The 14,870-nt window shown below is 68.6% G+C and carries 12 protein-coding genes and 4 pseudogenes; 7 read left to right on the top strand and 9 right to left on the bottom strand.

All coding sequences use genetic code 11. The annotated features are described in order from the left end of the window. Nucleotides 1–30 precede the first annotated feature (30 nt). A complete protein-coding gene (locus ACGFYN_RS32140; protein WP_393869425.1) occupies nt 31–807 on the bottom strand; it encodes an alpha/beta fold hydrolase in 777 nt (258 codons plus the stop codon). 120 nt (nt 808–927) lie between these two features. Between ACGFYN_RS32140 and ACGFYN_RS32135 the strand changes: the two genes are divergently transcribed. Continuing rightward, the gene (locus tag ACGFYN_RS32135) at nt 928–1,752 is read left to right on the top strand and encodes a helix-turn-helix domain-containing protein (protein ID WP_393869424.1); all 825 of its coding nucleotides are present in this window, start codon (nt 928–930) and stop codon (nt 1,750–1,752) included. A 239-nt stretch (nt 1,753–1,991) separates the two neighbouring features. On the opposite strand, the gene ACGFYN_RS32130 is transcribed toward ACGFYN_RS32135, so the two are convergent. After that, complete coding sequence (locus ACGFYN_RS32130) at nt 1,992–2,540, bottom strand: hypothetical protein (protein WP_393869423.1); 549 nt, start codon at nt 2,538–2,540, stop codon at nt 1,992–1,994. A gap of 269 nt (nt 2,541–2,809) precedes the next feature. Here ACGFYN_RS32130 and ACGFYN_RS32125 point away from each other — a divergent pair, with 269 nt between their 5' ends. After that, a complete protein-coding gene (locus tag ACGFYN_RS32125; RefSeq protein ID WP_393869422.1) occupies nt 2,810–3,694 on the top strand; it encodes a hypothetical protein in 885 nt (294 codons plus the stop codon). A 47-nt stretch (nt 3,695–3,741) separates the two neighbouring features. On the opposite strand, the gene ACGFYN_RS32120 is transcribed toward ACGFYN_RS32125, so the two are convergent. Further along, nucleotides 3,742–4,230: a TetR/AcrR family transcriptional regulator gene (locus tag ACGFYN_RS32120; RefSeq protein ID WP_393869505.1), complete on the bottom strand. Its 489-nt coding sequence runs from the start codon at nt 4,228–4,230 to the stop codon at nt 3,742–3,744. A gap of 296 nt (nt 4,231–4,526) precedes the next feature. Between ACGFYN_RS32120 and ACGFYN_RS32115 the strand changes: the two genes are divergently transcribed. Beyond that, nucleotides 4,527–6,023: an MDR family MFS transporter gene (locus tag ACGFYN_RS32115; RefSeq protein WP_393869421.1), complete on the top strand. Its 1,497-nt coding sequence runs from the start codon at nt 4,527–4,529 to the stop codon at nt 6,021–6,023. Between the two features lie 112 nt (nt 6,024–6,135). On the opposite strand, the pseudogene ACGFYN_RS32110 reads toward ACGFYN_RS32115, so the two are convergent. The 3 genes and pseudogenes from ACGFYN_RS32110 to ACGFYN_RS32100 form a co-directional block, all read right to left on the bottom strand. Next, nucleotides 6,136–6,896 (bottom strand): annotated as a pseudogene (locus ACGFYN_RS32110) (alpha/beta fold hydrolase). 82 nt (nt 6,897–6,978) lie between these two features. Beyond that, nucleotides 6,979–8,082, bottom strand: coding sequence for an alpha/beta fold hydrolase (locus tag ACGFYN_RS32105; protein ID WP_393869420.1), 1,104 nt, complete (start codon nt 8,080–8,082; stop codon nt 6,979–6,981). Between the two features lie 124 nt (nt 8,083–8,206). Further along, a pseudogene (locus ACGFYN_RS32100) lies at nt 8,207–8,636 on the bottom strand (TetR family transcriptional regulator). A gap of 187 nt (nt 8,637–8,823) precedes the next feature. Here ACGFYN_RS32100 and ACGFYN_RS32095 point away from each other — a divergent pair. After that, nucleotides 8,824–10,265, top strand: a pseudogene (locus ACGFYN_RS32095) (aldehyde dehydrogenase). 35 nt (nt 10,266–10,300) lie between these two features. Then, nucleotides 10,301–10,699, top strand: a complete 399-nt coding sequence (locus tag ACGFYN_RS32090) for an Ohr family peroxiredoxin (RefSeq protein ID WP_393869419.1) — start codon at nt 10,301–10,303, stop codon at nt 10,697–10,699. Nucleotides 10,700–11,077: 378 nt separating this feature from the next. Here the strand turns inward: ACGFYN_RS32090 and ACGFYN_RS32085 are convergent, their stop codons facing one another. Both ACGFYN_RS32085 and ACGFYN_RS32080 read right to left on the bottom strand, forming a co-directional pair. Beyond that, nucleotides 11,078–11,644, bottom strand: a complete 567-nt coding sequence (locus ACGFYN_RS32085) for a CGNR zinc finger domain-containing protein (protein WP_393869418.1) — start codon at nt 11,642–11,644, stop codon at nt 11,078–11,080. A gap of 50 nt (nt 11,645–11,694) precedes the next feature. Then, nucleotides 11,695–12,530: pseudogene (locus tag ACGFYN_RS32080) on the bottom strand (ATP-binding cassette domain-containing protein); the annotation flags it as partial. Between ACGFYN_RS32080 and ACGFYN_RS32075 the strand changes: the two are divergent. Together ACGFYN_RS32075 and ACGFYN_RS32070 are read left to right on the top strand one after the other, a co-directional pair. Beyond that, on the top strand, nt 12,530–13,573 hold the full coding sequence (locus ACGFYN_RS32075; protein ID WP_393869417.1) for a hypothetical protein: 1,044 nt from the start codon (nt 12,530–12,532) through the stop codon (nt 13,571–13,573). The pseudogene ACGFYN_RS32080 and the gene ACGFYN_RS32075 overlap by 1 nt on opposite strands. Before the next feature lie 120 nt (nt 13,574–13,693). After that, entirely contained in the window at nt 13,694–14,281 is a 588-nt protein-coding gene (locus tag ACGFYN_RS32070; protein ID WP_393869416.1) for a hypothetical protein, read from the top strand. Between the two features lie 112 nt (nt 14,282–14,393). Here ACGFYN_RS32070 and ACGFYN_RS32065 read toward each other — a convergent pair whose 3' ends face one another. After that, nucleotides 14,394–14,822 carry a hypothetical protein gene (locus ACGFYN_RS32065; RefSeq protein ID WP_393869415.1) on the bottom strand — a complete coding sequence of 143 codons (429 nt, stop codon included), beginning with the start codon at nt 14,820–14,822 and terminating at the stop codon, nt 14,394–14,396. Nucleotides 14,823–14,870 lie beyond the last annotated feature (48 nt).

Here is a 14,870-nt window from a genome sequence, read left to right as displayed (position 1 = left end):
GCAGAGCCCGTCGTTGGGCCTCGCAGATGGTCAGGCTGTCGGCGCGAAGGCGGTGATGGCGTCTGCGAGGTCGGCCGGAGCTTCCAGCGGGATCAGATGACCGGTGTTCGGGATCACCGTGAAGTCGGCTTGGGAGAGGTAGGGCACCAGGTTGTCGCGCAGCACGTCGACGGGCTCGACCTGGTCGTTCTCTCCGGCGACGACGAGGGCGGGAACGCTGACCATACGGGTGCGCGCGGTGATGTCCTCCGCGATGCCGCGCAGCGGCCACTCGGTGCGGGCGGCTTCGGCGCCGGCCAGCGAATCGCTCGCGATCTGCGCCTTGACCGACGCGGGCAGCTCGGACGCGCTGAGGACCTGGTCCCGTGCCCCGGCTACGGACTCGTCGGAGTCATAGGCGTGGGAAAGGGTTTCCCGGTACTCAGGAGTGATCTGTGCGGCGGGCTTCGCCGGACCGGAGCCGACGAGGACGATGCCGCGCAGGCCGACGGGCCGCGTCGCCGCGACCAGCTGTGCGACCTTGCCACCCATCGAATGCCCGACCAGGACATAGTCGGTGACGCCTGCGTCGGCGAGCACGGCGAGCGTGTCGTCGGCGAGCTGGCCGAGCGTGTAGGGGCCGGGCAGACCGCGCGACCGGCTCCACCCGCGGAAGTCGAACGTGAGCACGTCACGACCGGCGAGGCGGTCGACGACGAGGTCCCAGGTACGGGCGGAACCGCCCCAGTAGTGCAGGAACACCAGGGTCGGTCCGGTCCCCGGCCGATGGTCGTAAGTGGGCAGAAGCGGCTGCTGCGTCGTGGTCATCGTGGCTCTTTTCGGTCAGCGTTTCTGGGCGTTTCCCCTGTGCTTTCTCCGTTCATTCAAACTTCTCCGCTACGGCAGGGCATCGGCCTGACTGGTCGCTCGATGGTGAAAACTGGACACGTGACGGTGATCCGGCAGATGACCTACCAGCCCGCGGGGCGCCGCGCCTCCGCGGTCGAGACGATGACGTTCGACCGCCTTCGCGAGCTGAACGACGGCGGCACGCAGCGTGCCGACTTCCATGTCCTCGCCGTCGTCGATGTCGGGCACGGCTCCGTCACGGTGGACTTCCTCCGACACCCGCTCAAGGAGCGGTCCGCGGTGTGGGTCCCTCCCGGGGCGGTCCACCGATGGGACGACATCGCCGGTCTTGCGGGGCACCTCGTGCTGTTCGTGCCGACCGCGCCGGTCACCCACGCCACGCGGGAACTCGTCGCGTCCCCGGACCTGGTCGCGCACTGGAGCATTCCCGACGCCGACTGGCCGTACGTCGACGCCGCGCGCAACCATCTCCTGCTGGAGGCATCCGCCCCGTCCGAGGACATCCCCACGGAGCTGCCCGAGATCTTGCTCTCCGCGCTCGTCGCCCGGCTGCGGCCACCGCACACCGAAGCACGGTTCACGCATCCGGTGTTCCGGTTGTTTCGGTCCAGCGTCGAAGCGCACTTCCGGGAACACCACGACGCCGGCTACTACGCCCGGACACTGGGATACGCGCCCCGTACCCTCTCGCGAGCGGTGCAACAGGTCACCGGCCGGACCGCGAAGGCCTACATCGTCGACCGGATCGTCCTGGAAGCCAAACGACTCCTCGCGCACGACCGCCTCACCGCGGCCCGCTGCGCGGACGCGCTCGGCTTCCCCGACGCATCCAACTTCTCGGTGTTCTTCCAGAAGGCGACAGGCACGCGCCCGGGCGCGTGGCAGGCGACGGACGGTGGCTAAGCAAGCGCGGTATCCGCCATCGCATCGCACGCAAGGGCACCGAGTCCTCTGAGCGGCTGCGCGGCCAACATTGCTGCGTTGTCGAGAGAACCGTGTCCTGGCTCGCCGGGTACCGCCTTCTGCGTCGACGTTACGAGTACAACGCAGAACACCTCGTTGCATTCGCCGTCATCATCGCAAGCCGGATCAACTACCGTGGACTCGCCAGATGAAGCGGCATTCACCGCCACCGCTTGGGGTCAACGAACGTCCCATTCATCTGCCGGGACGCAGTTATGCACCGTGTACGCCCAGTCCTGGAAGTTGGCGACGAAGAACGCCCTCGACAGGAGGATGTCGCCGGCTCGCTGGGCCCGCACCAAGAGCCCGAGTTCCTCCGATATTGCATCGCCCTCCACGGAGACCATGGGCGCCATGCCACGGTCCTTCGCATAGCCAAGGAGCCGTTCCGTCAGTTCAGACGGAACCCGGCCGACCAAGCGAAGCTCATCGATGGAGACCTGCGGACCACACAAGGCGTCAACGGCGACGGCGGCCAGTTCACCTGACTTCCGGACGTAGGCAGTAATGGCCTCCTCGTACTGTGGCGCGTCCTTGGAGCGAAGCCCAGCCTTCTGCACCAGAGCACCATGCGGTCGGGTCATAGACGAATGAGTGCTGGTGAAGCCCTGCGCATCCATCGATGTGACCACCTCCTCGATGCTCATGCCAAACCGAAGCGGGCCAACAGTCTCGAACGGCACAAAGTTCCACTGCGCCCGCTCGGCGTCGTCGACGACAGACCACATCTGTGCGTATCCTCCAGGGCGTCACGGGACCGCGTCGCGCGGCACGCTGATCGGCGACGACCGTACAACTGCGCCCAACCAGCTGCTTGAGCCCTGATCTACCGAAGGAAAAGGGCCTAGTAGGCGAGTAGTTCCGGTGTGGTCCTGATCCAGGTGCCACTGGCGGGAGCTTGGTAGGCCCGCCGTTTGACTGATCCTTTCTGGCGTACTCAAGTACGCCGTTTATAGCGTGGGTTCGTTCGAGCCCCCCACCGCATCCGGAGATCAGAGTGAACCGCCCCACCCGGCGCGCCCGGTATCCCGTCCCACTGGCGGCCGGTATCGGCGTCTACGCGCTTGCCGCGGCCACGGGGATGATCCTCCTGACGGACGACCTCCGCCCGGTTGCGCAGATCTTCCTGTGGATCGTGCACGGAGTCCTTCTCATCGTGCTGATCCGGAAGTTGGGGGCCAAGGAGTCGAGTGCGTACGCATCGCTGTTCATCGTTCTGACATCGGCGATGTCCGTGTACGTCGCCGACGTGGCTCGGGATGACCTCACGCTCCAGCAGCGAGGCAAGACGGTCACCGCGACGGTAGTGAAGAAGTGGCGCGACCCAGCACAAGGGCGCAAGGCTCGTGACTACCACTACGCGCTGGAACACAAGGACGGCACCAAAGTCCCGGGCCCTGCCCTGAAAGCCACATCCGACGAGTTCGAGGTCGGGCAGAGCATCACTGTGATCGAAGACCCCAAGGGCGAGCTCCGTCCCGAGACGCCGGGTCAAGCTGATGCCACAGGTGACGCACTTGGTTCAGGGGCTTTCGCTCTGGCCGCACTCGGAGCCGTCGGCTGGATGTCCTGGCGGGGGTCGGACGCTGCCAGGCGGCGAGATGCACGTAAGCAGCCAGGCGGCGTACGGAAGGCGTACAAGACCGTCACGGGCAACCACTCCACGTCGGAGGAGCAGGAAGAGAAGCTCCGCGAGGCCCTGTGCGCGTATCCCGCGGACCGCCGCGGCTACATCAAGGTGCATCCCGAGGAGTACCCCGACGTAACGCAACAGCGGGCCGCGCGAATCGCCTGGGAGATGGGCCTGCACGCGGAAGCTTTCGGCAACCGAGGCTCGTGGCGCTTCGGCGAGACCGTAGCCGAGCAAGTCCCACACGATTGACCGCTTGGTCTCCCGACATGCGTGTACCAGCAGCTTACGGCCGGGTGTCAGGACGCCCCGAGTCCGTTCAGCAACGTGTCGACTACGACGTCCGCCGCTTGGCCCGCGCTCAGTTCGGGGAGTTGTCGGGACACGAGGTGCATGAGTTGGGGGAGTAGGGCGCTGGGCCAGCCCTCCGGGAGGCCGGGGCGCAACAGGCCTTCGTCCGTGGCTCGTTGGAGGAAGGTGTCCACCTCGCGGGCGGAGGCGTCGCGGCGGGCGCGGACCTCGTCGTCGGCGAGCATGCGGGTCAGGTCGACGGGCCAGGTGCGGTTGACGGTGATGATGTTCTCGACGTAGCGGTGCAGGGCTACGGCGACGGGGGCCTCGCGGAGCCGGGCGTCTTCGATGGCGTGCTCGATGGCCGTGAGGCGGGATTCGTAGATGGCCGCCAGCAGGTCTTCGCGGGAGGCGAAGCGGCGGTAGACGGTACGCCGGTCCACGCCTGCCTCGCCGGCGATGCTCGCGATGCTTGCGCCCGGGTCGGTGGCGAGCATGCGGGCTCCGGTGGTCAGGACAGCTTCCAGGTTGCGCGCTGCGTCGGCTCTCACCGCACCGAGTCTAGTGGCCGAATGTGAAGTCTGAGACGCCTAGCGCCTCTGTGGAGTAGAGACATGAGTGTTAAGTGCTACGGTGATGTGACAGATAGAGTTTTTAGCGCCGATTTGGTGGGGCGGTCATCGTTCCCTGGCTGGCGGCACCTCGGCCATGTGCACCGTGTTCAGAAAGGCACGTTCCTATGTCGAAGGCAGGCAAGTCCTCCTCACCCAGGGCGGGTGGTGTCGCCGCTGCGATGAGTGCGCTGGTCCTGGCGGTGCTGCTCGCGGCCCTGGATCAGACGATCGTCTCGACCGCGCTGCCGCGGATAGCGCAGGACCTGGACGCGTTCGACGACATCGCCTGGGTCAGCGCCGCGTATCTGCTCGCGTCGACCGCGGTGACCCCGTTGTGGGGCAAGCTCGGCGACATGTTCGGCCGTAAGCGGCTGTATCTCGCCTCGACCTCGATCTTCCTGGCCGCCTCGGTGGCCTGTGGACTGGCGCAGAACCTGCCCCAGCTGATCGGGGCCCGGGTGCTGCAGGGTGTGGGCGGTGGCGGCATGATCGTGCTGACCTTCGCCCTCGTCGGCGACATCGTCGCGCCGAGCGAACGCGGCCGCTACCAGGGCATGTTCGGGTCCGTCTACGGCGTCGCCAGCATCGTCGGACCCCTGCTCGGCGGCGTCTTCACCGACCAGTTGTCCTGGCGGTGGGCCTTCCTCGTCAATCTGCCCGTCGGCATCGTTGCCCTGACCATCGCAGCGCGGGCGCTGCCCGCCGCCACCAGGGGCGTAAAGGCTCGGATCGATTACCTGGGGTCTCTGGTCCTGGCCTCCATCGCCACCGGGCTGGTGCTGATCACGTCCTTCGGCGAGCGCTGGGGCTGGGGCTCGCCGGCCATCGTCGGGCTGGTCGTCGCCACGGTGGCGCTGGCCGTGGTCCTGGTGCCCGTCGAGCGGAGCGCCGCCGCACCCGTCCTGCCGCCCGCCATGTTCGCCTCGCGGACCGTCGTTTTCTCCTCGCTGATCGGGTTCTTCGCCAACGCCGCGATGTTCGCCGTGCTGGTCTACCTGCCGACGTACCTCCAGATCGTCCACGGGATCTCGGCCACGCTCTCCGGCATCCACACGCTGCCCCTGGTCGCCGGTCTGGTCGTCAGCCAGTCCCTGGCCGGGCGCTGGGCCGCCCACGTCGAGCGGCTGCGGGCGATCCTCCTGGCGGGTCTGCTCGCCAACCTCGCGGCGCTGATCCTTCTCGGCACCATCGGGGCGGCCACCAACACCCTCGTGCTGAGCGGCTACTTCCTGGTCACCGGTGTCGGTATCGGCATGGTTCCCATGGTCGTGCTGACCACCGTCCAGAACAGCGTGCCCGCCGCCGATCTCGGTGCCGCGAGCGCCGTGGTCACCTTCGCCCGTTCGATCGGCGCGGCCTTCGGTGTCGCCGTCTTCGGCGCTCTCCTCAACACCGGATTCGCCGACCGCACCCGCGGCCTGCCGACCGGCGCCGGCTTCGACGCCGCCCGCCCCGACACCATCGGCCGGCTGCCCGGCGCCCTGCGCGACACCGCCCTGGACGCCTTCGCCCACGCCACGGCCATGGGCTACCTGTGGATCGCCCCGACCCTCGCCGTCGGCACCCTGCTCGCCCTCTTCCTCAAGAAGCCGGGACGCCGAGCGGAGGGGGAGGGTAAGGCCGGGGTCGGTTCTACGCCGGCCGTCACCGCCGACGAGGTTGTCCCAGCCGCCTGATCCACCGGACCGAATCCACCAGGCCGAACGCCTTCGACCGGCCGCAACCCGCATGGGGTGGCGGCCGGTCGAAGGCGTTCGGCGTCAGCAGTCAGCGGTCAGCGGTCAGCGGTCAGCGCACCGTGGCGTGCGCCGCGCGCTCGATCACGGCGGCCACCAGGTGCGGATGGGAGACCGCGACCGAGTGGGAGGCGGCGACCTCGGTGGTGTGGGCGTGGGCGCGCTCGGCCATGAACCGCTGCACGGCGGGCGGGATGTTGAGGTCGCGGGTGGTGATGATGTCCCAGCTGGGCTTGGTCTTGCAGGCCGCGGTGGTGGCCTTCTCCTCCAGGGTGGACTGGGCGACGGGGCGCTGCTCGGCGGCCATCAGGGCGGCCTGCCGTACGGAGACGTCGGCGGCGAACTGGTGGCGGAACTTTGCCTGTTGGATGTACACGTCGGTTGCCGTGGTGCCGCCGGGCTGCTGGTAGGTGACCGGGTCGAGGGCGTCGGGGAGGGTGGAGCCCGGGTACTTGTCGGTCTGCTCCAGGGCGCTCTCTCCGGGCGCGGGCAGGAAGGCCGCGACGTGGACCAGGGCCTTGACCTCGGGGTCGTCGGTGGCGGCCTGGCTGATGACGTTGCCGCCGTAGGAGTGGCCTACGAGGATCTTCGGGCCTTGACGTGGTCGAGGACCCTGCGCAGGGCGGCGGCGTCGCAGGCGGGGCCGCGCAGCGGATTGGCGGCCGCGACGACCGGATAGCCGGCGGCGCGCAGGTCGTCGATGACGCCGTTCCAGCTGGAGCCGTCGGCGAAGGCGCCGTGCTCCAGGACGATCGTCGGCTTGGTGCGGCCGGCGGTGTCCGCGGCCCTGGTGGCCCCAGAATTCCTAGTCACCTGTCAAGATAGTGACGAAGACGCAGAACGCGGTCGGGAAGAGCATCGCTCTTCCCGACCGCGTTCTGCGTTTGTCGGGCTCCTAAAGGTGGTCAGCGTCAACCACTGCCTGGGCGAAGGTGGTTGGCGCCTCCTGTGGGAGGTTGTGGCCGATGTTCGCGATGGTCCGGTGCTCGTAGCGGCCGGTGAAGTGGTCGCGGTAGGTGGAGCCGTCGCCGGGCGGGGTGAACGGGTCCAGAGCCGGGTCGAGGGTGATCGTGGGGACGGCGATGGGAGGCTGCGCCGCGAGCTGCTTCTCGTAACGGTCGTAGCGGCGTTCGCCCTCGATCAGGCCGATGCGCCAGCGGTAGTTGAAGAGGACGATGGCGGCGTAGTCGGGGTTCTTGAAGGCCTGGGCGGTGCGCTCGAAGGTGGCGTCGTCGAAGTTCCAGTTGGGGGAGACGAGGGTCCACACGTAGCGGCACAGCGCGATGCGCTGGTCCTCGTTCTGCATCGCCTTCTTTCCGCGGTCGGTGGCGAAGTACCACTGGTACCACCAGTTGTGCTCGACGGCCGGGAGGGCCGGCTCGAGCTGCGCGCTGATTTTGGTGATGACGTAACCACTCGTGGAGACAAGGGACTTGACCCGCTCCGGCCACAGCGCGGCGATGATGTCGGCGGTACGTGAGCCCCAGTCGAACCCGGCGAGGACGGCCTTCTCGATCTTGAGCGCGTCCATCAGGGCGATGATGTCCAGCGCGACGGCGGACTGTTCGGCGGTGCGCGGGGTGTGGCGGGACAGGAAGCGGGTGCTGCCGTGGCCGCGCAGGTAGGGGACGATGACGCGGTAGCCCAGGTCGGCGAGGAGCGGGGCGACGTCGACGTAGCTGTGGATGTCGTACGGCCAGCCGTGCAGGAGAAGGGCGACCGGGCCGTGGGCGGGGCCGGCCTCGGCGTAACCGATGTCCAGCAGACCCGCCTTGACCTGCTTGAGCGTGCTGAACTCGGTGTGGGTGCCGGGGGTGATGGTCGGCACGGTGATTCCGGAAGTGCCGCCCGGCCCCTGCGCGGCGGTCGCCGGGTTCCCGGCGCTCGCGGGGTTCCCGGCGGGCGTGGCGGATGCGCTGGTCTGCAGGCCGGACAGCGAGACCGCGGCCGCGCCGGTGCCCAGACCGACGGCCTTGCTGAAGGTGCGCCTGTTGATCATGAGAAACCTTCCGTCATGCGATTCCGGTGGCTGACTTGAACTCGCCTGAACTGAGCTGAACCGACCTGGGGTGTGAGGCCCGCTGCCCTCGCCGCGATGACACTCGCACAAGCTGCGTCACCTGTCAAAGCGGTGACGCAAGTCGCTCGGTGGGAGTGAGGGTGTGCGCACCGATGCCGTGCAGATACGTGTCGACCACCACGTCGGCCGCCTGCCCGGGCTCAGGTGCGCCTGCCGGCGTGACGCCAGCCTCACCAGCTGCGGCAGCAGTGCCCCGGCCCATCCGTCCGGGAGGCCGGAGCACAACAGGCCCTCGTCGGCGGCGCGTTGGAGCAAGGCGTCGACCTCTCGGACGGAGGCGTCGCGGCGGGCGCGGACCTCGTCGTCGGCGAGCATGCGGGTCAGGTCGACGGGCCACACGCGATTGACGGCGACGATCCTCTCGACGTAGCGGTGCAGGGCTGCGGCGACGGGTGCCTCGCGCAGCCGGGCGTCCGCGATGGCGCGCGTCCGCGATGGCGCGCGATGCCGGCGCCGGGATCGGTGGCGAGCATGCGGGCTCCGGTGGTCAGGACGGCTTCCAGATTGCGCGCTGCGTCAGCTCTCACGCCCTAAAGGTACCTATCGTGTAGAGGAAGAGTCCTGCCTTAGGTCTGATCATGTGCAGCTAGCTCATAAAAGTGCTACGTTGATGTGACAATTTAGGACGGCTTGAATCGAACGCATCTAAGGAGAAAGCACGTGATCACCTACGACCGGCTTTTCATCGCAGGTTCCTGGGTCAAGCCGAGCAACCCCGAGCTGCTCGACATCGCCTCACCTCACGACCGGTCCGTGGTCGGCCGCGCCGCGCAGGCGCAGCCCGCGGACGTCGACCGCGCGCTCGCCGCCGCGCGAGCGTCCTTCGAGGCGGGCGAGTGGAGGAAGACCCCGCCAGCCCAACGCATCGCGGCGCTACGGCAGTTCAACGCGCTCCGGGAAGGGAACGCGGAGAAGATCGCACACCTGATCTCGCTGGAGAACGGCTCGGCCGCTGGTTCACCCGCGCCGGGCAGCCCGGCCTCACACGGCAGGCGAACGCCTACCTGAAGGCGGCGGAGGAGTTCGGCTGGGAGGAGACACTCGTGCCCTCCGATCCTGCGTCCCCGGCGCGCAGCGTGGTACGTCGGGAGGCGATCGGTGTCGTGGCCGCGGTGATCCCGTGGAACTCGCCCTTCTCCTCGGCCACTTCGAAGATCATCCCTTCCCTGCTCGCCGGCAACTCCGTGGTCCTGAAGGTGTCCCCGGAGAACTCGCTGAGCATGGGCTTCCTGGCCGAGCTGCTGGAGCGGGTGGGCCTGCCCGAGGGCGTGATCAGCATCCTGCCCGCGGACCGGGAGACCAGCGAGTACCTGGTGTCGCACCGGGAGGTCGACAAGATCGCCTTCACCGGCTCGACGCGAGCCGGCCGCCGTATCGCCGCCATCGCCGGCGAGCAACTCAAGCGGGTCAGCCTGGAGTTGGGCGGCAAGTCCGCCGCGATCATCCTCCCCGACGCCGACATCGAGAAGGCCGTCGCGGGCGTGAAGTTCGGCTCCCTGCTCAACAACGGCGAGTCCTGCATCGCCCAGACCCGGATCCTGGCCCCGCGCAGCCGCTACGAGGAGGTCGTGGCCGGCCTGAAGGAACTGGTGGAGTCGCTGAAGGTCGGCGACCCGGGCGACCCCGACACCTTCATCGGCCCGATGATCCGCCCCGACCAGCAGGAGCGGGTGCGCAGTTACATCCGGCTCGGCATCGAGGAGGGCGCCCGCTTGGTCACCGGCGGCCCGCAGATCCCTGAAGGCCTGGAGCAGGGCAACTACGTCACGCCCACCGTCTTCGCCGACGTCGACAACTCCATGCGGATCGCCCAGGAGGAGATCTTCGGACCGGTCCTGGTGGTCATCGCCTACGACGACGAGGACGACGCCGTTCGTATCGCCAACGACTCCGAGTACGGCCTCTCGGGCGGCGTCTGGTCCGCCGACGAGGAGCACGCGCTGGCGGTCGCCCGCCGCGTCCGCACCGGCACCATCACCGTCAACGGTGCCTCCGTCGCCTTCGAGGGCCCGTTCGGCGGCTTCAAGGCGAGCGGCATCGGACGGGAGTACGGGGCGGTCGGCCTCGGCACGTACACCGAGTACAAGACCATCACCGTTTGACGGCGACCGGCACAGTGCATCGCGCCGTCACCGGCTTGACCGGTGTCGAAGGCTGTTGCGGGCACGTCCGCTCCTCCGGCGGCCTGCTCGAGGCCGGCCTCGCCCTCCCCAAGGAACTCGGCGGCGCAGGGACCGCGACCAACCCCGAGCAGCTGCTGGCCGCCGGCTGGGCCGCCTGCTTCCTCGGCGCCCTCCGCCGTGCCGCCACCGCTCGCAAGATCCGGCTCACCAGCACCGACATCACCGCCGAGATCACCCTCACCCACGGCGACGACGGCGAGTTCTCCCTCTCCGCGGTCCTCAACCCCGTACTCGGCGGCGTCGACCAGTCCACCGCCGAGGAACTGGCGCACGCCGCGCACCAGATCTGCCCGTACTCCAAGGCCACCCGCGACAACATCCCGGTCACCATCAACGCGAGCGTCGCCGCCTGATCAGGGGAGGGGTGAGGTCAGGTCATGGTCACCATCACGTACACGTACACGTACACGCGCATGCGGACCGGCATACGTCGTAGCTCGGATCTCGAGGCGGGCCCAGGTGGAGGGGCGTCTCGAGGTGCGGCAAGGGTCGAGCAGCGGGACTGGCCGACTGACGTAGAGGCGTGGAACTGGGCGGAGGGCACGGCCGAGTTCGGCTACGGCCCGCCGGCTTCGAGCTTCCTGTGGCGCCACCCCACGACCTGAACAACCCGGCCCACGAAAGCCGGTCCCGGTGTGGCGGCCGGCCTTCCCTGCCGCGTCGGGACCATCGGAATTCCATGCGCGCCAACCACGTAGACCCACATAGACCCACGTAGACGGCGCCCGAGGTCAGTGCGAAGCAGCTGTCTCGGGTGCCGTCTTCTTGCGTGCGCGGTAGGCCGCGGCCTTGATCTTGTTGCCGCAGGATTCCATGCCGCACCACTGGCGTCGCATGCCGCGGGAGCGGTCGATGTAGACGCGGGTGCACTCGGGGTTGTCGCACTCCTTCATGAGCGGCACGTCCGGGCCGCTGAGCAGCTCGACGGCCTGGCGCGCGACGGTGGCCAGGGCCTGCTCGGGAGTCGCCTCGGTGTGCCGGCCGCCCAGCGTGAGCTGCGGTGTCGCGGGCGTCTTGCGCGCGGCGCCGTTGAGCACGGCGAGCGCCTCCCGGTTGAACTCCTCGCCGAGACGGCGGTCGGTCACGAGGTGATAGACGGCCTCGCGGACCGTGGTCGCCTCCCGGACGTCGTCCTCCTCGGCCGGGGTGATCGTGTCCACCAGGCCTGACTCCAGGTACCAGGCGTTGAGCCGATCCGGCGTCGCGAACATCTCGAACCGGGTCGAGCGCCGGGCGCGGAGGGTGGCCGCGAAGTCGAGGGCCGGGTTTCCGCATACGAAGACATGGTCAAGGTTCACATCACCATCTTGACGGGTGACTGCCGGGCAATGCAAGGTTCGTCACCACCTCAAGCGGTGTTCACCTGTTGACCTGGGATGATGCCGCGTTCTCGCGCCGTTCCCGCGCCGTTCCCGCCCGCACCCGCACCCGCACCCGCACTCGCACCCACATCCGCACTCGCACCCGCTCCCAGCCGGATCTCCCGGCCCCGCCACCTCCTCCGCAGCCAGCGGTCATGGCTGGCGACCACGATCGCACCCGGTCCGGTGCCGAGCGCCTCCTCCAGCTCGTCGCACAGGCGCGGGGAGAGGTGGTTGGTGGGCTCGTCGAGCAGCAGGAGGTGGGGTGGCGGGGCCACCAGCAGGGCCAGCGCCAGCCGTCGGCGCTGGCCCACGGACAGGTGCCCTACCGGTTTGTCCAGGTCGGCGTCATGCAACGGCCCCAGCGAGCCGAGCGGCACCCGCTCCGCCCGCGCCAGGCCCAGAGCCATCTCATACGTCTCCCGGACCGTGCGGTCGTCCCTCTCGAACACCGTTTCCTGCGCCAGGAGCCCCACCGTCAGCCCGTCCCGCAGCTGCACCTCGCCCTCGGCCGCAAGGCGTCCGGCGAGTACGGCGAGCAGGGTCGACTTGCCCGCCCCATTGCCGCCGGTGACCAGCAGCCGGTCCGTCGCCGACACAGCCAATCCGTCCAGCGTGAGCCGCCCCGGCACCCGTACGTCCCGCAGAGACACCAGCGGCACCAGCGGCTGTGGATCCTCCTCGCTGCAGTGGCCAGTTCCCCGCCCGCCGCGAACCGCAGGGGGCGGGGCGGCTCGGCGATCTGGGCGCGTTCCAGTTCCTCCAATCGCCGGGTGGCGTTGCGGACCCGGCGGGAGATCTGCTGCTGCACCCGGAGGCACCGTGGACGTGCCCCCGGTCACCCCGCTGCCCGAGCAACACATCCCCGACGTACCGGCGTCCTGCGACCTGACGGTGACGCTGACCCATCCCGGCCAGGGCGACCACGCCAAGGTGCGCGTCTGGCTCCCGCTGAACACCTGGAACGGCCGCCTGCAGACAATCGGCGGCCAGGCCTACGCCGCCGGCGACTACGGCGCGGGGCTGGCCGCCACGGTCAAAAACGGATACGCCGCCGCGACCACCGATGCCGGCGCCAGCACGTACATCGACACCAACTGGGCCCTGAACAGCATGGGCCAGGTCAACACGACCCTGCTGAAGAACTTCGCGAGCCGCTCCGAGCAAACCTGTGCAGCTACCCGTCGATCTCCCGCTACATGGGCCACGGCGACCCGCACACGGCGTCCAGCGTCCGCTGCGTCGCCCCCTCCGGGCACTGACGGGGCCAACCTCAGGATCAGCTCAGTTCTGCGCACAGCACGCTCATTGATCCATAGGATCCTTGATCAGCGGTCTGACCAGCTGCTCTTGATGCACGAGAAACTGGGGGCGCACGTGGGGCGAGTAGGAATGGTCATTTGGGTGGTGGCCCTCCTTGTGTTGGCCGGGTGCACCGGTTCGACTTCCAGTGGAGGTCACGCCTCCGCGAGTGGGACGCCTGCCGAGACTGCCTCGTCGGGACATCCCTCCGCAGCTGCATCTGACGGCGCCGGACCTCGCGCCGCGCCCCAACTTTCGGACGCTCGACGAACGTTCATCAAGACAGGCGGAAGGACCGGATCTCACTCGTTCTCGCCCATCTCTCATATTCAGCGAGGCACTCTGGAAGTAGCGGTGGTCTGTTCGGGCTCCGGGGTGATCGACGTCAATATCGGTTCCCTGGTGAGCTATACCGCCGTCTGTGCACACGGTGACCCAGGGCAGTACGACGAGGTAGGTCTCGGTCGCCCCCACAGGAACGTCGCTGTATCGGTGACGAGCAAGACAAGCGGATCCCGGGCGCTGTCGGTGGGGTGGACCAAGAACGTCACCCCTCGTCGATAGGTCACTTCATTCGTGGCGGCCCGCCGGCTTTCTCCGGCGGGCCGTTTCGGCTTACGGGGTCGACGGCCGACCGCAGGCGGGGCTTGGCTGGGTGGTCCCGTCATCGGCCAGTACCGTGCGATGCGGAACGGGGAGGGAGGTGGGCGGGTGCGCGCGGCGCTGTTGGTGGACGTGGACGGACCGTTGAATCCGTATGCCGCGAAGCCGCATCGACGACCCGAGGGTTATCAGACGCACCGGTTTCTGACGCCCCGCTGGGAGGCCGCCGAGCGGCGCCGACTGGTGGAGTGGGGGCTGCCGAACAAGCCGGTGAAACCGCTGCGGGTGTGGCTCAACCCCGCTCACGGCCCGGCACTGGGCGCCCTCCCCTTCGACCTGGTGTGGGCGACGACGTGGGAAGACGAAGCCAACACCTTCGTCGCACCGGTCCTGGGACTGCCCGAACTGCCCTTCATTGCCTGGCCTTCACCACGGGCCCATCCCGGTGGCGGTCTGTTCTGGAAGACCCCGGAGATCGTCGCATGGGCGCAAGGCCGGGCGTTCGCCTGGATCGATGACGAGATCACCGACGCGGATCGCCTCTGGGTGACGGAGCATCACAGCGGCCCCGCTCTGCTGCACCGGGTCGACCCCCGTCGCGGCCTTACCAGCCAGGACTTCGCCACACTCACGGCCTGGGCGACCGGCCTGCGTTGTCCCATGACGTGACTGCCTCTCGCCCACGGGGACATGCCGAAGGGGCCGACAGCTCACGCTGCCGACCCCTCATGGTGTACCCGCTGCCCAACCGGGGCCCCGTGGATCCGGGCCCGCGTACGCGTCACTTCGCCCGCAGTGGGCCTGAGAAGGACTTGCGCAGGGACGAAGGCGCGACCAGGGGGAGCAGTGCGGCGAGCATCTTGCCCTTGAGCGTGCTCGGTTGACGGGTCAGTTCGATGTCGATGCGGGTGCCGTCGCCCTCGGGAGTCATACGGAAGGCCCAGCCGCCACCGGCTCCGAAGAGCTTGGAGTCGAGGGTGGTGACGGTGACCGTGTCACCGCTCGGCTCCCACACGTAGCGCGCCCGCTCCCAGGCGGCGGCGGTCCCTTCGGTGACCTCGGCCCAGGTGGCACCCAGCTCATGGACCTCGAAGTGCTCGTCGTCGATGCTGGGCCAGGCCTCGGCGCGTGCGGGGCTGAAGTCGGTCAGCACCTCCAGCACGTCCTTCGGGCCGAGCTGGGAGACGAGTTCGAACCGTACGACTGTCATGGGGTGCCCTCACTGAAACGTAACCGCTCTGACTGGTGACGCGAGATT

Origin of the sequence: Streptomyces sp. NPDC048419, from assembly GCF_043200415.1 — a bacterium.
Lineage (GTDB): Bacteria > Actinomycetota > Actinomycetes > Streptomycetales > Streptomycetaceae > Streptomyces.
The sequence above is the reverse complement of the archived record's forward strand: the minus strand, read 5'-3'. Positions and strand labels throughout refer to the sequence as shown.